This is a genomic window from Helicobacter sp. 11-8110, assembly GCF_003288905.1.
Lineage (GTDB): Bacteria > Campylobacterota > Campylobacteria > Campylobacterales > Helicobacteraceae > Helicobacter_D > Helicobacter_D colisuis.
Map to the genome: position 1 here is coordinate 76976 of NZ_NHYL01000003.1, position 24161 is coordinate 101136.

22 protein-coding genes and 1 pseudogene are annotated in these 24161 nt (G+C 34.0%); 9 read left to right on the forward strand and 14 right to left on the reverse strand.

The features are described from left to right. Positions 1-53: 53 nt before the first annotated feature. Both CCY98_RS04320 and ispG read left to right on the forward strand, forming a co-directional pair. On the forward strand, positions 54-2198 hold the full coding sequence (locus tag CCY98_RS04320; RefSeq protein ID WP_112057362.1) for a WD40 repeat domain-containing protein: 2145 nt from the start codon (positions 54-56) through the stop codon (positions 2196-2198). Positions 2199-2216: 18 nt separating this feature from the next. Then, positions 2217-3296: a flavodoxin-dependent (E)-4-hydroxy-3-methylbut-2-enyl-diphosphate synthase gene (gene ispG / locus CCY98_RS04325; RefSeq protein WP_112057363.1), complete on the forward strand. Its 1080-nt coding sequence runs from the start codon at positions 2217-2219 to the stop codon at positions 3294-3296. Between the two features lie 4 nt (positions 3297-3300). Here the strand turns inward: ispG and CCY98_RS04330 are convergent, their stop codons facing one another. The 13 genes and pseudogenes from CCY98_RS04330 to CCY98_RS04385 form a co-directional block, all read right to left on the reverse strand. Then, positions 3301-4551, reverse strand: a complete 1251-nt coding sequence (locus tag CCY98_RS04330) for a glutamate-5-semialdehyde dehydrogenase (protein WP_112057364.1) — start codon at positions 4549-4551, stop codon at positions 3301-3303. Between the two features lie 9 nt (positions 4552-4560). Next, on the reverse strand, positions 4561-6657 hold the full coding sequence (locus CCY98_RS04335) for an RNA degradosome polyphosphate kinase (protein ID WP_112057365.1): 2097 nt from the start codon (positions 6655-6657) through the stop codon (positions 4561-4563). Positions 6658-6947: 290 nt separating this feature from the next. After that, positions 6948-7619 (reverse strand): YggS family pyridoxal phosphate-dependent enzyme, encoded by a 672-nt coding sequence (locus CCY98_RS04340; RefSeq protein ID WP_112057366.1) that lies wholly within the window; start codon positions 7617-7619, stop codon positions 6948-6950. A 9-nt stretch (positions 7620-7628) separates the two neighbouring features. Beyond that, on the reverse strand, positions 7629-8699 hold the full coding sequence (gene rseP, locus CCY98_RS04345) for an RIP metalloprotease RseP (RefSeq protein WP_112057367.1): 1071 nt from the start codon (positions 8697-8699) through the stop codon (positions 7629-7631). A gap of 3 nt (positions 8700-8702) precedes the next feature. Continuing rightward, entirely contained in the window at positions 8703-9245 is a 543-nt protein-coding gene (gene pgsA / locus CCY98_RS04350) for a CDP-diacylglycerol--glycerol-3-phosphate 3-phosphatidyltransferase (protein ID WP_112057368.1), read from the reverse strand. Continuing rightward, positions 9245-10027, reverse strand: coding sequence for an enoyl-ACP reductase (locus CCY98_RS04355; protein WP_112057369.1), 783 nt, complete (start codon positions 10025-10027; stop codon positions 9245-9247). The genes pgsA and CCY98_RS04355 overlap by 1 nt, the downstream gene beginning before the upstream one ends. Next, positions 10024-10938: a 4-hydroxy-tetrahydrodipicolinate synthase gene (dapA, locus tag CCY98_RS04360; protein WP_112057370.1), complete on the reverse strand. Its 915-nt coding sequence runs from the start codon at positions 10936-10938 to the stop codon at positions 10024-10026. Before dapA ends, CCY98_RS04355 begins: the two co-directional genes overlap by 4 nt. Before the next feature lie 7 nt (positions 10939-10945). Beyond that, entirely contained in the window at positions 10946-12205 is a 1260-nt protein-coding gene (locus CCY98_RS04365; RefSeq protein WP_112057371.1) for a pitrilysin family protein, read from the reverse strand. A gap of 47 nt (positions 12206-12252) precedes the next feature. Next, a complete protein-coding gene (locus CCY98_RS04370; protein WP_112057372.1) occupies positions 12253-13308 on the reverse strand; it encodes a quinone-dependent dihydroorotate dehydrogenase in 1056 nt (351 codons plus the stop codon). A gap of 187 nt (positions 13309-13495) precedes the next feature. Further along, positions 13496-14518 (reverse strand): annotated as a pseudogene (locus CCY98_RS04375) (methyl-accepting chemotaxis protein); the annotation flags it as partial. 24 nt (positions 14519-14542) lie between these two features. Beyond that, complete coding sequence (locus CCY98_RS08595) at positions 14543-14734, reverse strand: hypothetical protein (protein WP_258438704.1); 192 nt, start codon at positions 14732-14734, stop codon at positions 14543-14545. After that, positions 14712-15101: a cache domain-containing protein gene (locus tag CCY98_RS04380; protein WP_258438706.1), complete on the reverse strand. Its 390-nt coding sequence runs from the start codon at positions 15099-15101 to the stop codon at positions 14712-14714. The genes CCY98_RS08595 and CCY98_RS04380 overlap by 23 nt, the downstream gene beginning before the upstream one ends. Before the next feature lie 160 nt (positions 15102-15261). After that, entirely contained in the window at positions 15262-17835 is a 2574-nt protein-coding gene (locus tag CCY98_RS04385) for an AAA family ATPase (protein WP_112057374.1), read from the reverse strand. Positions 17836-18008: 173 nt separating this feature from the next. Between CCY98_RS04385 and msrA the strand changes: the two genes are divergently transcribed. The 6 genes from msrA to kcuS all read left to right on the forward strand — a co-directional run bounded on the left by msrA (position 18009) and on the right by kcuS (position 22091). Next, complete coding sequence (gene msrA / locus CCY98_RS04390; protein ID WP_112057375.1) at positions 18009-18512, forward strand: peptide-methionine (S)-S-oxide reductase MsrA; 504 nt, start codon at positions 18009-18011, stop codon at positions 18510-18512. Between the two features lie 111 nt (positions 18513-18623). Further along, positions 18624-18983, forward strand: a complete 360-nt coding sequence (locus CCY98_RS04395) for a hypothetical protein (RefSeq protein WP_112057376.1) — start codon at positions 18624-18626, stop codon at positions 18981-18983. 2 nt (positions 18984-18985) lie between these two features. Then, complete coding sequence (locus CCY98_RS04400; protein ID WP_112057377.1) at positions 18986-19654, forward strand: response regulator transcription factor; 669 nt, start codon at positions 18986-18988, stop codon at positions 19652-19654. After that, positions 19647-20885, forward strand: a complete 1239-nt coding sequence (locus CCY98_RS04405; RefSeq protein WP_112057378.1) for an ATP-binding protein — start codon at positions 19647-19649, stop codon at positions 20883-20885. The genes CCY98_RS04400 and CCY98_RS04405 overlap by 8 nt, the downstream gene beginning before the upstream one ends. Next, positions 20885-21817 carry a phosphatase gene (locus tag CCY98_RS04410; protein WP_112057379.1) on the forward strand — a complete coding sequence of 311 codons (933 nt, stop codon included), beginning with the start codon at positions 20885-20887 and terminating at the stop codon, positions 21815-21817. Before CCY98_RS04405 ends, CCY98_RS04410 begins: the two co-directional genes overlap by 1 nt. A 73-nt stretch (positions 21818-21890) precedes the next feature. After that, complete coding sequence (gene kcuS / locus CCY98_RS04415; RefSeq protein ID WP_112057380.1) at positions 21891-22091, forward strand: KCU-star family selenoprotein; 201 nt, start codon at positions 21891-21893, stop codon at positions 22089-22091. Between the two features lie 76 nt (positions 22092-22167). Here kcuS and CCY98_RS04420 read toward each other — a convergent pair whose 3' ends face one another. Then, the gene (locus CCY98_RS04420) at positions 22168-22575 is read right to left on the reverse strand and encodes a Fur family transcriptional regulator (protein WP_112057381.1); all 408 of its coding nucleotides are present in this window, start codon (positions 22573-22575) and stop codon (positions 22168-22170) included. A 241-nt stretch (positions 22576-22816) separates the two neighbouring features. Here CCY98_RS04420 and ffh point away from each other — a divergent pair, with 241 nt between their 5' ends. Next, positions 22817-24157: a signal recognition particle protein gene (ffh, locus tag CCY98_RS04425; RefSeq protein WP_112057382.1), complete on the forward strand. Its 1341-nt coding sequence runs from the start codon at positions 22817-22819 to the stop codon at positions 24155-24157. Positions 24158-24161 lie beyond the last annotated feature (4 nt).

Here is a 24161-nt window from a genome sequence, read left to right on the forward strand (position 1 = left end):
AAGTATAATAATTCAAATTTCCAAAGATTATTTGGATTCTTAAAGGAGGCTTTATGTTTCCATTACAAAGTAAATTAAGACTTATTGGTAGTGTTTTAGGAATCGCTACTGATGAGGATTGTATTATTTGTGCAGATAACTTCTATAATATCGTTACTTTTTCTATTCAAGATAAAGTCATTAACCAAACCCTGCAACTCTCAAAAGATAGGGAACCTTTACATCCTTTTAGTAAATCCGTTGCTATTTCCCACAAAAACGGAAGAGTTGTAACTGGTTTTACTTCAACCTCCAAAGGCATTGTTTTAAAGACTAAGCCAAAAATTACACCTATTACAGCACTTACTTGGCAAAAGCTTGAAATTTCTAAAATTACCTTTTCCTATGATGATAACTATCTTGCCACCGGTGGCGAAGATGGTAGAGTGCTTATTTATACAGGAGAAAATTATCATTTACTTCTCAGTTTGCCACCCTTCCCCGATTATATTTCATCTATTGCATTTAGTGAATGTGAAACACTTATTTTTAGTACTTGTTTTGGCAAAACCGCTATGGTTTTTAACATCTTAAAAAACACAAAAATTATAGATTTTAAAACCGATTTTGTTGTGGAAGATGCCTTTTTTTATGATGACAATACTAAATTATTTTGCGTCACTAGGGGTGGAATTTTTACTTATGATATCTACAAGCAAGAATATCTTTGCCAAAATATTTTACAAGATTCTTGGCTTACAACCTGCCAAAAACTACCTGGGGAAGAGTTTGCTGTTATTGGAGGAAAATATAATCCATTAAGATTGGCTCGTATTAGCGATAACGCAATCATTGACACTATCCCATCGGAATACACTGGTGCAACCTCGCTTTTTTTAGATAAAAATCTGTTATATATAGGTTACTCTAATGGCACAATTGAGATTGCTCAAATTGATCTTGCAAAAGAAGAAATGTTGGAATATCTTGCCAATGATGATTTGCGTTCCTGCCTTAAACTCATCAAAGAAAAAAATATTTTTCTCCAAACTTTGCCCCAATACAAAGAAAAGCTTGATTCACTCTGGCAAGATAAATTACTTGAAGCTATCGATCTACTCGCTAAAGATAGATTACAAGAAGCACAAAGTCTAATAGAGCCCTTTATGCATGATAACAGCAAAAAAGAAGAATTTGATTATTATTTACGCCAAAAGGCTAGTGTTGCACAATTTATGGATTTAATTGAAGAAAAAAACTATACTGAAGCTTATCATCTCGCCAAACAATATCCACACTTGAAAGACACAATGGCTTATGCTCAGCTTGAAAAGTTATGGGAAAAAAGCTTTGAACTAGCCAAAAAACTATTAGCACAAGATGCACAACTCAATATTCAGAAAGTCAAAGAATTACTCAAGCCTTTTGCTAATGTTCAGGCTAAAAAAGAAGTTATTTCCACTCTTTTAAAAAATGTTGATAAATTCCTTCAAGCCGATAAGGAGTTTAAAGCTAAAAATTTTATAGAATATTTCAAAATTTGTGAAAAATTCCCATTTTTACAAGCGACCAGAAGCTACAAAAGCGCCTTACTTGTAGGCAATCAAATCATGCAACGAATTAGTGCTTTAGAAAATCAAAATGAACTTCATAAAGCACTTGAAGTTTGCAAACTACTTAATGCAATGTTTCCATTTAGGAATATTGCTAATGAAAAATCCAAACTCATCCAGCTCAAACAAGAATTTTCTCAATATTGCACTTCCAAACAACTTTCAAAAGCCTTTGAAATGGCAGAGGAACATTTTGAGTTACACTCTATGTTGGAATACAAAATACTCTATGATGATTTTAAAGCCAAAAGCAAAATTGCCTTTGGTTTTGCATCCAATGGAGATGGTAAAGGCGTAATAGACACCTTAAAAGAATACCTTAATATTAAATGTTGGCAAGATAAAATTGCTTCTATTTTAAAAATTGCCTATCTCAACGAATTTATTCAAAACGCCTATCAAGGCTCCCAAAATATCAATTGGAAAGAAAGTTTTGAATACTATATTGAGTGCTATGGAAAAGATGAAGAGCTTAAAAAAATAGCTACTGAAATGGGCTTAGAAAATATTCTAAAGAGCATTCCACAAGAAGGCAATCCACAAGGCTATCTCAGTGTAAGCCTAGCAGAATCTCTCCTTTGCATCAACGAACAATCCTTAAACTAAAAACAATAAAGGCTAAAAATGCAAATACAACGCTATCCTACTAAACAAATTCAAATTGGAGAAGTTAAAATAGGTGGTGACGCACCCATCTCTGTGCAAAGTATGACTTTCTCAAAAACAGCAGACTTACAAGCCACCAAAAATCAAATCGATCAATTGCAACTTGCTGGTTGTGATATTGTGCGCGTAGCTGTAAGCGATGAAGAAGACGCAAAAGCACTCAAAATGCTTAAAAGCATGATTTCTTTGCCCCTAGTTGCCGATATCCACTTTCGCTATAAACTTGCACTCATTGCTGCTCAATCTGTGGATTGCATCCGCATAAACCCTGGAAATATCGGTTCAAAAGAAAAAATCAAAGCAGTCGTTGAGGCTTGTAAAGATAGGAATATTCCTATTAGAATTGGTGTGAATGCTGGTAGCTTAGAGAAACAATTTGAAGATAAATATGGAGCTACCCCAAAAGGAATGGTGGAATCAGCACTCTATAATATTAAACTTTTGGAGGATTTTGGCTTTAGCAATCTCAAGGTTTCACTTAAGGCAAGTGATGTTGAACGCACAATGGCAGCCTATCGAATGTTGCGTCCTTTAGTTTCTTATCCCTTTCATCTTGGCGTAACAGAAGCAGGAGATCTAGAGTCATCAATGATAAAAAGCTCAATGGCATTAGGAGGACTTTTAATGGAGGGCATTGGGGATACAATGCGCGTATCTATCACTGGTGAGCTAGAAAAAGAAATAGAAGTTGCGCGCTCTATTTTACGCTATAGCGGAAGACAAAAAGAGGGAATCACTTATATTTCTTGTCCTACTTGTGGCAGATTACAAGCTGATTTAGTGCCTATCTTAAAAGAACTTAAAATAAGAATGCCAAAAATCAAAACTCCTATGCAACTCTCAGTTATGGGTTGCGCTGTCAATGCGCTAGGAGAAGCCAAACACGCAGATGTCGCCATTGCTTTTGGCAATGGAGATGGATTAATCATCAAAAAAGGTCAAATTGTAGGAAAATATAAAGAATCAGAGCTTATTGATGTTTTCATTAAAGAAGTCTTACAAACCGAGCAAGAGATAATACAAAATCAAGGCTTGTAATCCTTTATCTTATTTGCCCATTGCCCCTAATTTTGTATTTGTAGCTTGTAAGACATTCTACACCCATAGGACCTCTAGCATGGAGTTTAGAAGTAGAAATCCCTACCTCCGCCCCGTAGCCAAACTCACCTCCATCACTAAATCTTGTTGAAGCATTCACATACACACAAGCACTATCCACTTGATTTAAAAAATCCTCTGCTACACTATAATCCTCACACAAAATTGCCTCGCTATGCCCACTGCTAAATTCTCTAATATGCTCCAGCGCACCTTGTAAGCCCTGCACTATTCTTAAGTTTAAAATATTTTCATTGTATTCAATATGGTAAGATTCTAGGGGAATCTCTTCGCACTCTATTCCATTTTCAGCTAAGATTTCACAAGATTCTTTGCAACCCTTAAGGATTGTCTCCTCTTGCTTCAAAGCCTTAGCTACTTTTGGCAAAAACTTTTTAGCAAAACCAGAATCCACAAGTAAAGTCTCACACGCATTGCACACACTAGGGCGCGAAGTTTTAGCATTAACTATCACAGCAATAGATTGCTCTACCCTGCAACTTAAATGAGCAAAAATATGACAAACTCCTTTATCTTGCTTAATCACAGGAATCTTAGAATGCTCACTTACAAATTTTATCAATCCTTCCCCACCACGCGGAATCACCAAATCTATATATTCCCTAGCACCTAATAACTCTTTTAATTCCTCCCTCTCACAAGAAAGAAAAATAATCACTTCTTTAGGAATCTTAAATTTCTCCAAAACCCTATGAAAAATCTCAACAATAGCTTTGTTTGAATTTTGCGCTTCCTTCCCCCCCCTTAGCACACATACATTTCCACTTTTAAAACAAAGCGCTGCTGTATCACTTGTAACATTTGGTCGCGATTCATAAATAATCCCAATCACACCAATTGGAACGCTCACTTTTTCTATCTCCAAACCCTTTGAATTGCTAAAACCACCTAGAATCTTATTAAGTGGATCAGGGAAATCTGCAATTTCTTTGAGAGATTTTGCCATTGCTAAAATCCGATCTTGGTTTAGCGTCAATCGCTCCAACATAGATGCAGAAAGCCCAAACTCTTTTGCCTTAGACAAATCCTTTTGGTTAGCCTCCAAAATCATTTTGCATTGTGATTCTAGCTCCTTAGCACACTCCCTTAAAAATTCCTGCCTTATGGAGTGAGGAATCTGCCCCATATAAATTTTTGCTTCTCTTGCTTTTCTTAAAGTCTCAAAAAACTCCATAAGACCCCCTTAGCTTTCCCTAAACATACGCCTTGCTAGTCGCTTTGCCTTAATCTCTTCTTCTTCGCGCTTTAAGGAAGTATAGGTGGTGTTTGTATAATCCTCTAAAATCTTTTGACTATTAATGTTTTTGCCATTAGAAACTAGTTTTTTATATTCTCCATCTTCTTGTAATTCGTGAGCATTTGTGTTATCTTCGCTTTGTAAGCGAATGATTCCAAAGAGTTTCTCTGCCAAAGCTTCTTCAAAAACAGGCGTCATCAGCTCTACTCTCCGCTCCAAATTCCTTGGCATTAAGTCTGCACTTGCAAAATAAATTTGCGGTTTTGCGTGTTTGAAATAATAGATTCTAGCGTGTTCTAAATATTTGCCCACAATAGAGATAACACGGATATTTTCACTCACTCCTTTTACCTTTGGCTTCAAACAACAAATCCCTCTCACAATCAAATCAATCTTTACACCTGCATTAGAAGCCTTATAAAGCGCCACAATCACATCGGTATCCACAATAGAGTTTGCTTTTAAGATAATTCTCCCTTCACTTCCTTTTTTGGCTTCATTTTCAATGAGTTCTATAATTTTGGGCTTAATTTGCAAAGGTGCTGCAAGTAGCGTATTAAGCCTTGATTTATGAGAAAAACCAGAAAGATTATGAAAAAATTTCGTCGCATCTTGCGTAAATTCTTTTTTAGAAGTCATATAACTAATATCTGTGTAAATTTTTGCACTGCTTGTATTGTAATTTCCTGTGCTTAAATGCACATATTCACGCAATTCTTTACCTATGCTTTTTATCACTAAAGCAATCTTAGCATGCACTTTTAGCCCAGGGACTCCATAAATCACATGCGCACCTGCCCCTTCTAATGCCTTAGCCCAATGCAAATTATTTTCCTCATCAAAACGCGCCTTTAGCTCCACTAATGCTGTTACTTGTTTGCCATTTTCAGCCGCTTCAATTAGCGCTTTAACTATGGGTGAATTTTTGCCCACACGATAAAGTGTCATGCGAATCGAAAATACATCAGGATCTTTTGCGGCACTTTGGATAAAATTCACCACAGGATCAAAACTCTCATAAGGCTGAAAAGATAACACATCTTGAGTATCTAAAATCGAAAAAATATTGGCATTAGGATCAAGTGGAGGCAGAATCTTTGGTGTATAATTTGGAAAGGTGAGTTGTGCAAAATTCTTGTTTCCTACAATTTCCCACAGAATATTAGAATTCATCGGTAACTCACATTCATAAATATCTTCACTAGAAACAGGAATATAATTAGTAATAAAACGCTTTAATTCTTCATCTTTGGTTTTAGCAATTTCTAATCGAATAATTTCTCCTTTACGCCTTGATTTCAATCCCTCTGTCATTAGCGCCATGAAGTCATCACCCTCTTCTTCCTCAATTTCCATATCAGCATTTCTTGTAACTCTAAAAGCTGTCCAACTAAGCACCGAAAATCCAGGAAATAACTCACTAGTAAATTCAGCCACAACACTATCTGTTAGCACATAAGTGTCTCCTAGCTTAATAAATCCAGGAAGCATTCTTGAAATGCGCGTCATTCCAAATTTAATTTCATTGGGATTATCAAGGCTTTGGAGTTTGAGTGCTAACACATAACTAAGATTATTCAAATGTGGAAAAGGGTGTGTTGCATCAACCGCGATAGGAACAACAATAGGATAAAGATGATTCATAAAATAATCTTGCAATTGTTTTTGTTGCTCTTTGTTTGTTTCTTTATAAGTTTTAATGCAAAGCCCAAGCTTATTTAAGGATTCTTTGATTTCAAAATAACATGTTTCTAAAAGTTTTTTTTCTTTTTTGAGATAGCCTCGAATCTCCTCTAATTGCTCTTTTGGCGTAAGCCTATCTGCCCCACTTTCTGTGATTCTAGCAGCATAAAGTCGCTTTAATCCAGCCACTCTCACCATATAAAATTCATCTAAATTTGTCCCATAAATTGCGATAAATTTTAAACGCTCCAAAAGCGGATTATTTGGGTTTTGCGCTTCACTCAAAACACGTGTATTAAACCGCAACCAAGATAATTCACGATTAATAAAATTGCTTGATTCTTTTAATTGAATAGACATTATAAGCCCCTTTATTCTTTATTATAATTATACCCTAGCCACTTAAAAAATTTTATCAATTTCCCAATAAATAATACCCTTGATTAGAATTTTCCCATAAATCTACCCAATTAAATATCAAAATTTTGGAATCTTTTTGCAAAATCAACCAATATCTTGCAAATCACAAAATAAATTGGCAAAAAACAATTGTAGAATCGCAACAAAAAATAATGGAGTGTTATTATAAATTTTAACTACGATAATTTAAAAGAGACTTTCTGGGGCGTTTAAATATATTTTCTTACTCTTTATTTAAAAAGAGTGCTTCCAAGTCTCACGCAATTGCTTCCACATTGAATTGCTAATTCAAAATCTCCACTCATTCCCATACTTAAAGTATTAGCACCAAAACTTTGAAGTTTTTCAAATAAAGCCTGTGTTATCTCAAAGCTTTTTTGGATTAACCGATGGTCTTCTGAATGCGCTCCAATACTCATTAGCCCACAAAGTTTAATATTAGGACATTCTTCTAAAATTTGATGATAAATTTCTATTGCTTCTTCGGGCATAACACCACTTTTGGTAGATTCTTTAGCGCTATTGATTTGCAAGAGTGTCTTTAAATGGATATCTTCTTGCTCTAATTTCTTTTGAAGTTGTTTGGCTAAATCCAAAGAATGCAAACTATGGAACATAAAAGGTTTTAACTTTAAAAGTGCATTAATTTTATTGCTTTGGAGATTGCCAATAAAATGCCACTCTAGCGGTAGTAATTCTAAAGTGCTAGATTTTTGAGTTAAATCTTGCACTTTATTTTCCCCAAAAGCCCTTTGTCCACATTCATACAAAGCTTGTATTTCCTGAGTGGTAGAATATTTGCTCACCGCAACAAGCCTCACAATCCTATGTCTATCAACTGCAATTCTAGCTTTTTCTATTTTTTCAATAGCGTTAATTAAATTTTCTTTAAAATCTTGCATCACTTTCCTTTAAAAAGGCATGGTTCCATTTATAATACGAACAACATCATTGTATAATCCAAGCCCCATAAGCCCAAATAAAATAACCCAACCTGCTAGTGTTAAACGATAGATAGCATTAAGACTTGGAATCTTTTTGGTTATCATCTCATAAAGAGTAAAAACAATATGCCCCCCATCTAATGCCGGAATAGGCAAAAGATTTAAGATTCCCAAATTCACAGATATTAAAGCTGTGAAAGTTAAAAGGGTAACAATTCCTAACTCCGTTGCCTTTTTAGTAATAGAGACAATTGAAACAACCCCTCCTACTTCACTAAAAGGCACAACTCCAAAAATAATTTTCTCTAAACCTTGCAAAATAAGGGTGCTAGCTTGGAGAGTTTGAGAGAAGGCATAAGAAATACTCTCAAGTGGAGAATATGAAATTTTGCGTATTTCATTAGCTGCAATGATGCCAATTAGGGGGCGTGAAATTTCCTCGCCAAAAATATTTTTACTCTGCCCAAGCTTAGGAATTAAAGTTGTATTTTGTGTTTGTAAATCACGCACAAAAGTAATCTCCAATACACCCGCAGAAGATTCTACCACCCTATTTAGCTTATCCCAAGTCTTAATACTTTCTCCATTAATGGCAATAATCTCATCACCTGCTTGCAAACCAGCCTTACTTGCAGGCATGTCTTCTTGCACTTTTCCGATAATAGGAGCTAACTCATTTTGCCCTATTAACGCAATAGTTATATAAAGCAAAAAAGCCAAAAAAAGATTAAAAAACGATCCTGCTGCCAAAATAATTAATCTCTTATACGCAGCAATCCCATAAAGACTATCTTTGTCATAATTACGATTCTTGGGATCAATGTCGCTTTGCCCTTTGAGCTGAACAAAGCCACCAAGCGGAATAGGTCGCAAAGAGTATTCAGTTTCCCCAATTTGCTTTTTCCATAGTTTTTGACTTCCAAAACCAATACTAAAAGCCTCAACCTTTACTCCAAAAAGCTTTGCAGCTAAAAAATGTCCTAATTCATGAAAAAACACCAAAAAAGCTAGGACAAGAATCGAACCAATAAAACCCATATTTTACCTTGTTTTTGTATAAGATCTAGCGTAGTCATAACCCGAATAAAGCGTGATAATCACAGCAAGCCATAAAGTAGCGTTTGCAAAAGAATAATCCATCAGCAAAAAAGCAATCGCAGTAATCTGTAGCCCTGTTTTATATTTTCCAAGATTAGATGCAGCCACTTTCAAACCCTTTGCAGCAGCAACAACTCTAAGCCCTGTGATAAAAAATTCTCTCCCTAAAATCAAAAAAACAGCCCAAACATTAACCCTATCAATCACCAAAAGCCCAATAAAAGCTGCAAGCATTAAAAGCTTATCAGCTAGGGGATCAAAAATCTCCCCAAAAAGACTTGTAACTTCAAAGTTTCTAGCAATAAAACCATCAAAAAAATCTGTAATACTTGCGACACAAAAAAGCAAACAAGCAAGATAATTCACCCAAGTAGGATGAATTGAAGGCGGTAGCAACTCCCAACCATAGAGCAAAACAGCTAAAAGCAAAACAGCAAAACAAATTCTAAGGGCTGTTAAAAGATTTGGAAGACTTTTAAGATTCATTATTTAAAACTTGTTCCCCCATCAATTACAATTGTTTGTCCTGTGAGCCAAGCACTAGAAGAATCATCACATAAAAACAAACAAGCCCCTGCAATATCTTCAGGTTTTCCCATACGCCCAAGCGGACTTTGCGATTCTACAGCTGCCTTAATTTCTGCATAATCTGGAAAGGCTTTGAGGGCATCTGTATCAATAGGACCACCACTTACTGCATTTACGCGAATATTATATTCACCAAGCTCCATTGCTGCATATTTCACCATAGTCTCCACGGCATTTTTAGAATTTCCATGCCCTGCATAATTTGGCATATACACAAGATTTCCTGTGGAACTAAGAGAAATAATGCTTCCACCACCCACTTTTTGCATTCGCTTTGCAGCTTCTTGCGCACCTACAACAAAAGCAAGAACCGTTGCAGTATAAATATTATTTAGTCCCTTTGGTTTAAGACGCATAAAAGGAGCAAAACCACCCACCACACTTTTACCATAAATAATTGCATTACTGATAAAAAAATCCACTCTCTCAAAATCTTCATCAATCCTTACAAACAAATCCTTATAAGTCTCTGGCTCTAAAACATTCAATGGATAAGCCTTGATTTTAACTTGATATTTAGATTCCACATCAGCAATAATTCTCTGTGCTTCTTCTTCATTTTTATTATAAGTAAAGGCAATATTGACACCATTTTGCGCAAAACGATATAAAATCGCTTTGCCAATGCCACGCGTTGCTCCACTAATCACTAAAGTCTTATTTTTCATATTTTCACTCATTTTACCACCTCATATTGCATTAAAATTTGCTCTAAATACTTAAGATTTTCTGCACTTGGAGAGACAAGAGGCAAACGATATTCTAAGGTTTTTAACAATCCGCTTAAATACATTGCAGCTTTAATAGGAATAGGATTGCTCTCCACAAAAAGTGCTTTATTAATCCTATAAAGCTCATTGCTTAAAACATAGGCTTTTTGATAATCTAAATCACTTAAGATGCTATGTGTTAGGGTAGCAATTTTATCAGGTAAGAGATTAGAAGTTACCGAAATAACTCCTTTAGCTCCACAACAAAGAATAGGATAATTAATCACATCATCACCACTAACCACAATCAAATCTTTTTGATTCACATTTAAATCTATCACTTTTTCAAGATTCCCACCGGCTTCTTTGACACCATAAATATTTTTAACATCCTTAAAAAGTTGCAATATTGTAGTGTTTTCAAGACTTACACCCGTGCGACTTGGAACATTATAAAGCATTAATGGGATAGAAATTGCTCCAGCTACACTCTTATAGTGCTGATAAAGCCCTTCTTGAGTTGGTTTATTGTAATAAGGTGTAACACATAAGATTCCATCAGCACCACTAGCTTGTGCAAATTTTGCCAATTCAATAGCCTCTTGTGTAGAATTACTCCCTGCTCCTGCTAATACCTTAATATTTTTGCCATTTAATCGATTTTTTTTGGCAACACTAAGTGCAACCTCAATACACTCTCTGTGTTCTTGATGGCTTAATGTTGCTGATTCTCCTGTTGTTCCAACAGGCACAATCACATCAATACCATAATTAATTTGCCTTTGAATAAGATTCTCATAAGTCTCTAAATCAAGCTTTCCATTTTTAAAAGGTGTAACAAGCGCGGTCATCGCACCTATGATTGTTTCTTCTACTTGCATATTTCTCTCACTTTTGTAAAGTCATAATGGTGGCGTTATTGAGGATAAAATATTCATTTACCACCCTAATAATATCTTCCAAACTCAAAGCTTCAAAGTTTTTCTCAAAATCAAGCAAAGTCTGCAAATCCCCCCTAGCTATGTAAGAACCAAAGAGATTAGCAACACCACTACTTGATTCTAACTCATAAAGAAAATTTGCACGCATATTGATTTTAACTTTATCTAGCTCACTTTGCTTAAGTTTGCCCTGCTTAATAAGTTCAATTTGAGCCAAGACTTCCTTTTGGATTTTATCCAAACTTACTTCAGAGTTTGCTAAAGCCATTATAATAAAAACTCCTTCATCTACCAAATCCATATTATAAGTATAAATTTCAGCTGCAAGTCTCTTTTTATCTACAATAACACTCGACAAAACACTGCTTTTACCACCACTTAAAATCTCACTTAAAGCACTAAGGGCGATTTGATCTTTGTGATTAAAAGGCGGAATCTTATAAGCAATAGAAAGAATTTCAACCTCAGTTTGCTTATGCACGCTAGCTTGACGCAAACCATCTTGTTTTGGTTCTATGGTATGGACTTTGGGTATTTCAAATCCTGTGTTTGGAATTTTTTCAAAATGTTTTTTTACTGCTTTTAGAGCCTCATTTACCTCAATATCCCCTGCAATTACAATGCTTGCATTTTTGGGCTGATAATAAGTCTTGTGAAATGCCCTAATGTCTTCAATACTCCAATTTCTAATATCATCCATAAAGCCAATTGGAGTCCAATGATAAGGGTGATAAACATAAGCAGTATTAAAAAGCCTAAAATACAAATAACCCATAGGATTATTATCTGTGCGCCACAATCTCTCTTCAGCTACCACATTACGCTCTGGCTGAAATTCCTCATCGCTTAAATTGAGATTCTGCATCAATTCTGCAAAAAGCTCTAAGCTTTTATCTAAATTTTGAGTGCTCGATTTAATATAGTAATGCGTATAATCAAAGCCTGTAGAAGCATTTGTACTACCACCAAAGCTTTTAATGATTTTATCAAATTCACCTGCTTTTAGATTCTTAGTTGATTTAAAATTCAAATGCTCTAACATATGAGCAATTCCACTTTTTCCCATTGTTTCATTGCGACTACCTACTTTATAAAAAATATCAGTTGTAATAACATTGCTTTGATTATTAAGTGGGATAATATACACTTCTAAACCATTTTCAAGCACTGATTTATGATATTTTGGAAGAACTGAATTTTGCGCCATTAAAACTCCTATAAAACAAACAAATAAAATTAAAACTCTAAATATTTTCATAGATTAATACCTACTGCATCTTGAATATTTAAAAAGCCTTTTGATTCAAGGATTTGTGTCAATTCTTCATTGATTTTTTTAACAAGCATAGGTCCCTCAAAAATCAAGGCAGAATAAATTTGCACAAGGTTTGCCCCAAAAGCAATCCGTTCAAAAGCTTCTTGCGCACTTGAAATCCCCCCTACACTAATAAGCGTTATTTTTTTAGCATAAACTTTAGCAATTTGCTTTAGAATCTCTTTGCTTTTTTGAGTAAGAACTCTACCGCTTAAACCACCTTTTTCTTTGGGATTTGAAACCAATGAATAATCCAAAGTTGTATTGGTTGCAATGATTCCTTTAGCACCATTTTGGATAGCCACTTCTGTTAGCTTCAAAATAGAATCAATCTCTAAATCAGGCGCAATTTTTAGGTAAATAGGCTTAGAGTAGATTTCACAAAGCTTCAAAAAAAGCTCTTTAATAAAAGTTTCATTTTGCAAATCTCGCAAATTTGGCGTATTGGGCGAACTAATATTCACACTTAAATAATCTGTGCAATTTACAAATCTCTTAGCCAACAAAAGATAATCATCCAGTGCTTTTTCTTGTGGAGTAATTTTGTTTTTGCCAATATTCATTCCAAGCGGAATTGCAAAGGGATAGAGTTTGTCCAAACGAGTAGCAACCATCTCTGCTCCTTCATTATTAAAGCCCATTGCATTTTGAATCGATTCTTCTTGAATATGTCGCCAAAGGCGAGGCTTTTCATTACCCTCTTGAGGATTTGGAGTAACTGCGCCAAGCTCCAAGTGAGAAAATCCAAGCGCACAGAGTGCTGGAATCATAGTAGCATTTTTATCAAAACCTGCAGCCAAGCCCACAGGATTATAAAAGGAAATGCCATCAATTTTTTGTGCCAAAATAGGATTTTGAAGGCAAGTTTTTTGGGAAAATAAAGGTAAAACTCCCGGAATTTTAGGTGCTAATTTAGCCATTTTTTCCACAAAAGAATGCGCCTTTTCTGGATCGCTTTTAAAAATATAGGGGCGAATAGAATGGTAACTAAACATTATTATCTCTTGTAAAATAAAATAATTTTAGAATTGTAGCATTTTTATTTAAATAATTTTTTAAACTTTTTTGGCAGCTTATTTCAAGCAAATCCCATAAATTAAATCTTTTAAATTCTCAACAAAAAACTTAAAAGATTTAAAAATACTAAAACATTACCTCTATTTCTAAGATTCTAAGAAGAAGTTAGAACTTCTTCTTATTAACATCTTCTAAAATATCATTGGCTATTTTATTAACATCTTGAGTAATTACATTAGTATCATTAGCAACCACAACATTATTATGGGTTATTGTCTCTAGTTGAGCCACAGCTTCGTTAATCTGTCCTACACCTGTAGTTTGCTCACGAATAGATTCGCCCATATCATTCACACCTTGAACTAGAACATTCACATTAGCTTCTATTTCATTGAGCGATTTACTTGTCCTCTCGGCTAACTTTCTTACTTCATCAGCAACAACTGCAAATCCTCTTCCATGCTCTCCTGCTCTTGCTGCTTCAATGGCTGCATTTAGTGCTAAAAGGTTAGTTTGATCAACTATATCTTTGATTACTCCTACGATATTTTTAATATCTTCTGCCTGTCTTGTAACTTCCAAAGTTTTATCTGAAACATTTTGCATAGATGAGCTTATTTCTTCTATAGCAACCACAGATTGTTGCAAAGAATTAGCCTGCGATTGAGAGCTATCTGTTAGTTTTTGCATCGATTCTCTTAACTCTTGAGATTGTTTAGCCAAATCTGATGCAAAATTAGCTGATGCCTTAAGTATTGCTTTGATTTCTTCGCCTAATATATTTGTAACAACTTCAACATCGCCTTGAGTGTTTTTAACTTCAGTAGTAAAATCTAAATTTTTATAGCTATCAAACACTCGTGTGATTTCATTCATATTAGAACCAATTTTGCCTTGCAAAACATCAAGCATTTTATTTAAAACATTTTTTAATTCAATTAATTGGGGATTAGCAGGATTTTCAATAATTCTTGCTGTTCGATCGCCACTCTCTATTGCTTTAGCGGTTTGCGCACTTTGAGCAATTGCTTTTTCATCTTGTATCAATCCCGCTTTAGTTTTTTCTATATTAGTGTTAATGACTTTAGCCATTGAGCCAAACTCATCATTTGAATTAACCTGAACTAATTGTATATCAGTCTTTTCGTGATTAATATAGGAAAAAACAATAAAATACTCCTTTGAAGAGTATTAACACTATTTATTAGATTCTTATAAAACATCAATCATAATGGCAAGAATATTAGTATTGCTACAATAAGTATCGATATACACACCTGTTGAAATCCACATATTGTTAGTATTAGGTATCATCTGTGCATACCCAATCTTTTGAGCTTGAATCAACTCTCCATTAGGCAATGGCTTTGAAAATTCAAAACTAATGAATTCCCCCCCCCCCATTCTCATCTTGTTTTTTTGTACTCTCAAATAATTCTCTTACATAATAAACGCCATTTGGATCCTTTGCATCATAAAGCGACTTTCCAATCAAATCTTTTCTTGTCGGATGCGCTACTGGAACATGATCTTTATAAACAAAGAAATACCCTGATTTATCATTTTCAAATCTAAATTTTTCAATGGCTTTTGCGATAATAGCTATTTGCGATTTTTCATCCAATCCCCCCACAAGCTCACCAAGAAAATATGCCACACTATCTGTAGCTAACTTTATCTTTTGAGCAACTTCTTGCTCAATGACAGAATTTAAACTCATAGAAGCTTCATTAGTCATCTTATTTTGATTGAAAAAAATAATACCAATCAACACTCCAAAGCTAATAAAAAACCGAATGCCAAAATAGATAATTTAAACTTTAAAGAAAATTTATTAAATATAACCATCCTTTAAAAAGCTAAAAAACATTCGGCATCCTATAGTATAAATACTTAAAAATATTATTTAGTTATAAATTTAAAACATTAAATCAATAAACTTTTGTCCTAATCTCTTCATTTTCTGCATAAAAAGTTACTTTACTGCCTTCTTTAATCTCCCCTTGTAAAATCAAATCTGCTAATCTATCTTCTACTTCCTCATACAAAGCTCTCTTAAGCGGTCTTGCACCAAAGGTTGGATCAAAGCCAACTTTAGCAATAAATTCCTTAGCGCTTTGTTCTAATTCTATTTTAATGTCTCTCTCAGCTACTTTCTTTTGAATATTTTTAAAGAGAATATCTACAATATGTGTAATTTGCTCAATTCCCAAAGGATTAAAAATCACAATATCATCAAGTCTATTGAGAAACTCTGGCTTAAAATAAGCCTTAAGTGCTTCTTTAACTGCTTTTTCTTTAGAATCTTCATCTTTTAATTCCATAATTTGGTTACTTGCAATATTGCTTGTGAGAATAATAATGGTATTTCTAAAATCAATAGTTACACCCTTATTATCTGTCAAACGACCATCATCAAGCACCTGCAAAAGCATATTAAACACATCAGGATGAGCTTTTTCAATCTCATCAAAAAGCACAACACTATAAGGCTTCCTACGCACCGCTTCTGTGAGTTGTCCGCCTTCTTCATAGCCAACATATCCTGGAGGCGCACCTACTAAGCGACTTGCCGCGTGTTTTTCCATATATTCACTCATATCAATGCGAATAAGATTCTTCTCACTATCAAAAAGGAATCTCGCTAAAGTCTTAGCCGCTTCAGTCTTTCCAACCCCTGTTGGACCAAGGAATAAAAAGCTTCCAATAGGACGATTAAGCTCACTAAGCCCTGCTTTATTGCGTTTAATAGCTCTTGCAATAGCGTGAAGTGCTTTATCTTGTCCTACCACATCTTTTTTAAGTTCTTCTTCGATTCCTAAAATCTTATCTTTCTCATCTTGCAACATTTTCTTAATAGGGATTTGTGTCCATCGGCTAACAACAGCTGCAATTGATTCAGGCAAAACAGCATTTCTAAGTAGTGTTCCTGCTTCTTGCATCTTTTCCCATTTTTGATTTTGTTCTTCTAATGCCCTTTGAAGTTCAGGAATCTTACCATAATCAATCTCAGCAGCTTTATTAAAATCGCTATTACGCTTTGCCAAAGCACTTTCAGTTCGCAAAGAATCAATTTGCACCTTAATATTTGCAATTTTATTAAACACTTGTTTTTCGTTTTCAAATTGCACTTCTAGGGCTTTTTTCTTTTCATTTTTATCGCTTAATTCTTTTTCAATTTCTTGAATCCTTGCATTATTTTTCTCACTCTTTTCCATTAAAAGCGCTTCTTTCTCCACTTGCAATGATTCAATTTCTCGCTTAATTTTTGCAAGCTCGCTAGGTTCAGATTCTATTTGCATTTTAAGCTCTGCTGCAGCTTCATCAATTAAATCAATCGCCTTATCTGGCAAGAATCTATCTGTAATATAACGATTAGAAAGCTTAGCGGCAGCTACTAAAGCACTATCAGTAATGGTTACATTGTGATGTGCTTCAAGCCTTTCTTTAATACCGCGTAAAATTTGCAATGCTTCATTCACACTAGGCTCATTAACTGGAACAGGCTGGAATCTTCTCTGTAATGCCGCATCTTTTTCAAAATATTTACGATATTCCTTAAGTGTTGTTGCGCCAATGGTATGCAATTCACCTCTTGCAAGAGCGGGTTTTAGGATATTAGCTGCATCCATACTCCCCTCACTTGCACCCGCACCAACAATGGTATGAATCTCATCAATAAAAAGAATGATATTTTTTGCCTTAGTAACTTCATCAATAACTTTTTTTAGCCTATCCTCAAACTCTCCGCGATACTTTGCACCCGCAATGAGCGCACTCATATCAAGTGCAATTACTTTTTTATTTTGCAAAGAAATAGGCACTTCTTTTTTAATAATTCTTTGTGCTAAACCCTCCACAACTGCAGTTTTTCCAACTCCTGGCTCACCTAGTAAAATGGGATTATTTTTTGTTTTTCTAATCAAAATTTGCATCATATGATTGATTTCTTCATCTCTACCAATTACAGGATCTAATTTTCCTTCTATTGCTTTTTGAGTTAAATCTATTCCGAATTTTTCTAACGCTTCAAGATTCTCATCGCCACTTTGTGAATTAATTTTTGTCCCGCCTCTTATTACTTCAAAGGTTTTTTTTAATTCATTCAAATCTAAATATTTAGCAAACAAATTTTTAGCTATCTCTGTATTGAGATTTGCCAAAATAAAAGTATCAATAGCAATATAAGAATCCCCATTTTTTGCCGCCAAGCCATCAGCTTGATTAAGCGCATCACTTAAATTTCGTGAGATTTTTAGATTCTCCTTATTTACTGATGAGCTTTTAGGAAGATTATTTGCTAAACTTTTTGCCTCTAACTCAATGGCTGCTTTATCGATGTTTAATCGGTTTAAAGCTTGATTTAAAAGCGAATTAGTATTAGTTAGCATCGCCCAAAAAAGATGAATGGGCTCAATTTCTTGGTTTTGATTATGCAAAGCCAAAGAAGCACCTTGCTCTAATGTTTCTTGCATAGTATTGGTGAGTTTCTCTAAAATATTCATTGAAATCTCCTAAAATTTATTTTGTTGGCATTATATAACTTTAGTCAATTATTGTCAAGTTTTATAATAATAAAATACTAAAAGTTAAAATATTACAAAGAAAGTATTGATTGCGCAATCCTTAAATTTTATCCGCTATAATTCCTTAAAAAATTCATTTTCAAAGGTTTTTTATGCGCATTGTTATTTATCTAGCAGGAGGCTGTTTTTGGGGGATTCAAGGATATTTTGATTTACTAAAAGGTGTGGTTAGCTCTCAAGTAGGCTATGCAAACTCCAAGATAGAAAATCCTAGCTATGAGCTTGTATGCAGTGGAATCACAGGCGCAGTAGAAGTAGTGAAAATAACTTATGAAGATGAAGTTTTATCACTTAATGAGATTTTGCAGAGATTTTTTGACATTATCAATCCTTTTGCCCTAAATTATCAAGGCAATGATTTTGGAACACAATACCGCAGTGGAATCTATGCTAAAGATTCTAAAATATTAGAAAAAGTGCGATCATTTATCCAAAATCTACAAAAAAACTTTTCACAAGAGATTGTAACAGAAGTTATGGAATTAAAAAATTTCTATCCTGCTGAATCATACCATCAAAAATATCTTGCAAAAAATCCTAATGGCTATTGCCATATTGATTTAAGCAAGGCATTACAAGATAATTATATCCCTTGAATTTCAAAGAAAATCGCTTTATCAAGAACATTATAATTCAACAAAATTCTCAAGAATAGCTTAACATTTTTAGTGTAGAATCTTCTCGCAAACATAAAAAGGGAATTTAAAATGCGTTTTTTATTGGTTTTTATTTGTTTTTTTGGCGTGAATCTTTTAGGAAAAAATATAGAAGAAGGCTTAAAATATTTAGAGATTCCAAACTCTAAAAGACAAATTTTAAAAGAAGCTATACGAGAGCTCTATAAACAAAGGCAAAATTACCACAGCAATGATGTGATTTTAGAATATAAAATTCTAAAAGAAATCGCAAATAAGGGCTATGGCGAAGTTAATTTTATAGAATATAAACAAATGCTAGAAAAAAATAACCAAAATTACGCAGAAGCAAAAATTAATTTTTATAGAACTATTGGACAGATTCTAGGCAAAGAAGAAATCACTTCCTTAATGGAATTTATAAGGGAATAGCGATGTATCAAATTTTAATCGTTGAAGATGATTTGGATATGCAAAAATTACTAGTTGATTACCTAAAAAAAAGCGGTATGGAAGCAGTGGCAACGCATAGCCCAAATGAAGCTCTAGAAATGCTAAAATCAAAAAGGAATTTTGATTTAGCAGTGCTTGATATTATGTTGCCTGAAATGGATGGATTGGAGCTCTGCAAGAAGATAAGAGAAATTAGCGATTTGCCTATTATTATGTCTTCTGCAAGAGGAGATATTGGCAGCAAAATTTTAGGCTTTGAGAGAGGTGCTGATGATTATCTTGCAAAATCTTATGAGCCCATAGAACTAGTCGCAAGAATCAATGCCTTATTAAAACGATACTCTGCTAATCAAGTGATACATTATGAAGACCTAGAGATTGATAATAATAAGCACAAAGTTACTTTAGATGGATATTCTATTGATCTTACTCCAGCAGAATTTGAAATTTTAAATCTCCTAATTTCCAACAAAGGCAAACCTTATTCACGAGAATCACTCTCTCAAGCCATCTCAAGTATCGCCCCTGATTCCTCACTAAGAAGCATTGACACACACATTAGAAATCTACGCGCAAAACTCGGAGATGATGCAAAAGAACCCAAATACATACAATCTGTTTGGGGAATAGGATATAAATTCTGTGATTAAAAAATGGCTTTATCCATCCTTATTTGTCCAAATTTATCTGCTTTTTTTTATTTCTATTGTTATTAGTGTTATTATCACTTATTCTCTAAACATTGCTAATTTACGCCAAAATGAAGAAAAAATCATCTCCCAAACAACCTTTTTAGCGCAACAATCTATGTTAGAACTCATTAATGGAAATATTCGCAGAATCCATACTCTTATTAAAAGCTATGATTTTGTGCGCATAGACAAAATCCCCCAAGAATCAACTATTATCTACAAAAGTAGCGACACTCTAGCTAAAATGCAAGTTTTTAAATTTCATCAAAATTACGGCTTTGGATTAGAATATCTAGGAGAATCTTACATAGCACAAAAAGATTTCAAAGAACAGCTTTCTATTAATAATAATCCCATTCTTTGGATTCTTTTAGATTTTCTAGTCCTGCTTCTTACTTTTGCAATTATCTTAGCTATTTTGCACCCTATGAAAGTTTTGAGAAATTCTTTAGAGGAATTCACCAAAGGTAATTACAAAGTCCGTATTAAAATACCAAAAGAACCCGAACAAGCACTGCTTGCACGCAGTTTCAATGAAATGGCAACAAAAATTTCTAAACTCATGGAGATAAGAGAATTTATCTTACGCAATATCGGGCACGAGCTAAAAACACCAATCTCTAAAGCAAAACTAGCGCTAGAATTTATCCCGCCAAGCCCTAATAAAGAAATTTTAAACAAAGCAATCCAAAATCTAGATACTCTAACAAGCCAAATTCTAACTTTTGAAAAAGTGCAAGAAGGCAGGGATTTGTTGGAGTTTAAAGAATTTTTTGTTGAATCGCTAGTCTTAGAGACGCTAAGCCATATGTTTATAAGCGAAGATGAAGTGGCAGTCAAAATCAGCGAAAATTTTAAAATTCATGGAGACTTAAATTTTCTCTCCATTGCCCTAAAAAATCTTATCGAAAATGCCAAAAAATACAAAAGTGGTGGAAAAATAGAGATTTTTACCCAAAAGCAAGATAATTGCTTCTGTCTTGGAGTAAGTAATGAGGGAGAGAAATTGCAAAGAGAAATTTGGGAATATTTTGAACCTTTTTATCGTGATAAAAAACACGAACTTATCCAAGGACATGGTTTGGGACTTGGAATCATTAAAGGAATTTTAGAATTGCATCATCTGGAATTAAAATATCAATACAAAAACAATCGTCATTATTTTATGATTTTATTTAAAGGAATATAATGCAAGAATTTATCGGAATTGACTTAGGAAGCAATTCTTTGCGTGGAATTAGAATGAATACTCATTATGAAGTGCTTGGCGAATATGAGGCAGTCGTAAGAAGTGCAGAGGGTTTAAGTGAGAGTGGAAAAATTTGCAATGCGGCATTAGAGCGAATTATTCTTGGATTGCAAAATCTCAAAAAAGCTTTAAAAATTAAACCACAAGATAAAATCATTGCTCTCACAACACAGGCTATGCGCCAAGCAACAAACTCCCAAGAAGTCCTAGAAATTATCGCGCAAAAAACACAAATCACCTTTCAAATCATCAAAGGAGAAGAAGAAGCCTATATTACTTCTCTAGCGCCACAAAGATCAATCAAAAAACTCGCACAAATGAATCCAAAATATCAAAAAGACTGCTTTGTTATTGTGGATATGGGTGGGGCAAGTAGCGAGTTTATTTTTTGTGCGCAAAATGGAATCACAGCAAAAAGCTTTGAAATAGGAATTGTGCAATCTAAAGACAAATATAAAACTTTAGAAAATTTTATCTCCCATAAAGACAAAATCACAGCGCCTATTATAGAGTTTATTAATAAGCAGCACAATAAACCCAAATTTTTAGTAGCTAATAGCGGAACACCCACGATGGTTTGCGCTCTCAAAATGGGTTTAAAATCCTATGATTCTAAAAAGGTTTTTGGAAAAGTGCTTAAGGTAGAAGATTTCAAAGAAGAATTGCGAAAGTTTGAAACTCTAAGCAATGAAGAAAAAGAAAATTTGGTAGGCATCTTAAAGGCTGATGTAGTACCTTTTGGCATTATGCTCTTTTTATTTTTTATGGAGATTCTAGGCTTTGAAGAATGCTTAATCATCGATGAAGGGGTGCGTGAGGGAGCTGCTATTTTAGGAATAGACAAAATTGACTTACGCCAAAAATTTCAATAAATCATAGATTGATTTTTGGTAAAAAATAAGTTAGAATTTTTGAATATACTTACAATTTAGGATAATTAGTGAAATGGGAAAGATTTATTTTTATTTTAAAAAGTTTTATCAAAAATCAGATAAGTTTTTTCATTTATTGGTGGGAATGCCAAGCTACACCAAATACTTAGAGCATATGCAAAAAAATCATCCTGATAAAATACCTAAAACCCAAAGAGAGTTTTTTAAAGAAGCCATGGAAGCCAAATATGGCGCAGGGCGCAATAAGTGCTGATAACCCCAAAGCTATAAGTTTATAGATACAATTTTAGGGTTTAGGCTAACCTAAAACAAACTCCAAAACAACTCACTTAGCTGTTTTGGCAGTGCTCACAAATCCCAAGCAATACGATAGAAGTATCTTTGATTTTATAATGCATTTGGGTTTCACAATCTTTTTTAAGTTGCTGTATGGAGCTATCAAAATGTATATCCGTAATATCCCCACACTTCTCACATACCAAATGAATATGAGGTTTTTTAATCAACTCATAGCGTTGCTTTTGATTAGGCAATTTAACCTCATCAATAATTTTTGCCTCCTGCATAGAAGTGAGATTCTTGTAAATAGTGGCAAGAGAAATAGAAGGGTGAATCTCCCGAATATTTTCATAAATTTCTTCAATGCTAATATGCCCTCTTTTTTCTATCTCTTTAAGAATCGTGATTCTTTGAGGGGTAATTTTAAGATTATTTTGTTTTAAAAGTTGTTCTAACATCACTAAAGCCTCTCTTTAATCTAACAAAATCATTGTTGAATAGAATTATTATCATTTATAAAACTTTATCTTACAATAATTATTCTTAATTTTTCAATTTTATATCATAAATTTTTAACTTTTTTGCCCATTTAAATTTGAAATTCCTAAAATCTTAAATGGTTTTATTTGCTTTAAAGTTAATTTTTTATAGGATAACGGCAATTTTTTCTAAAAATTTAGGATACGATAAGGACAAAAATTGTTTGGTGCTATTACAGAAAGTTTTCAAAATGCAATCAATAAAATTCGTTTTCAAGATGATGAAAAAGCCTTAAAACGAGCAATTGATGAATTGAAAAAAACACTTTTAAAATCCGATGTCCATTACAAAGTCTTAAAACACTTACTAGAAGAAGTTGAGCAAAAAACAAAATTAGCAGGAATCGGAAAAGAAAGCTTTCTGAATGCACTCAAAGAATCACTCAATCATATCCTAACTGCGCCAGGAAACTATGGTTTTATCTTTGCTTCAAAGCCACCTACCATTGTTTTGATGGCAGGATTACAAGGAAGTGGTAAAACAACAACAACAGCAAAATTAGCTAATTATCTCAAAACCAAGCAAAAAAAGGTTTTATTAGCCGCTTGCGATTTACAAAGACTAGCTGCGGTGGAGCAATTAAGACAATTAAGCAATCAAGTGGAAGTTGATTTTTTCTATGAAGAAAATAAAACTCCCATTGAAATCGCTAAAGCTGCCAAAGAAAGAGCCATAGCGGGTCTTTATGATGTTTTATTGGTTGATAGCGCGGGAAGACTAGCTATTGATGAAGCTTTAATGCAAGAATTACAAGCTATTAAAGAAACGATTAATCCTAATGAAATTTTCTATGTAGTTGATAGCTTAAGTGGGCAAGATGGGGTAAAAAGCGCTGCAACATTCCACGAAAAAATGGGTTTAAGCGGTGTAATTTTAAGCAAATTTGATGGGGATAGCAAAGGAGGAATTGCGCTCTCAATAGCCCAACAGCTTGGAATCCCGCTTCGCTTTATTGGTGTGGGCGAGAAAATACCTGATTTAGAAGTCTTTATCCCTGAACGCATTGTTAGCAGACTTATGGGAGCTGGGGATATTCACTCTCTTGCAGAAAAAACCGCAGCTATCATTAGCGAAAAAGAAGCAAAAGATATTTCCAAAAAAATCAAAAAGGGGAAATTTACCTTTAATGACTTTTTAGCTCAAATGGACAACATCAAAAAAATCGGCTCTATGCAGTCCATACTTTCAATGATTCCTGGACTTTCAAATATGGCAAGCTCACTTAAGGACATTGATTTAGATAATTCCAAAGAAATCAAGCAAATAAGGGCAATGGTTAATTCTATGACACCCAAAGAAAGAGAAAATCCTGATTTGCTCAATGGTAGCAGAAAAAAACGAATTGCATTAGGAGCTGGAGTGGATGTAAGCGATCTCAATCGATTTTTAAAGCAGTTTGAAAATGCAGCCAAAATGGCAAAGAAATTCTCCGGAAAAGGTGGAATGAATGACCTTATGGCATTGATGAAAGATGCAAGGATGGGCAATCTTAGACGATGACTAA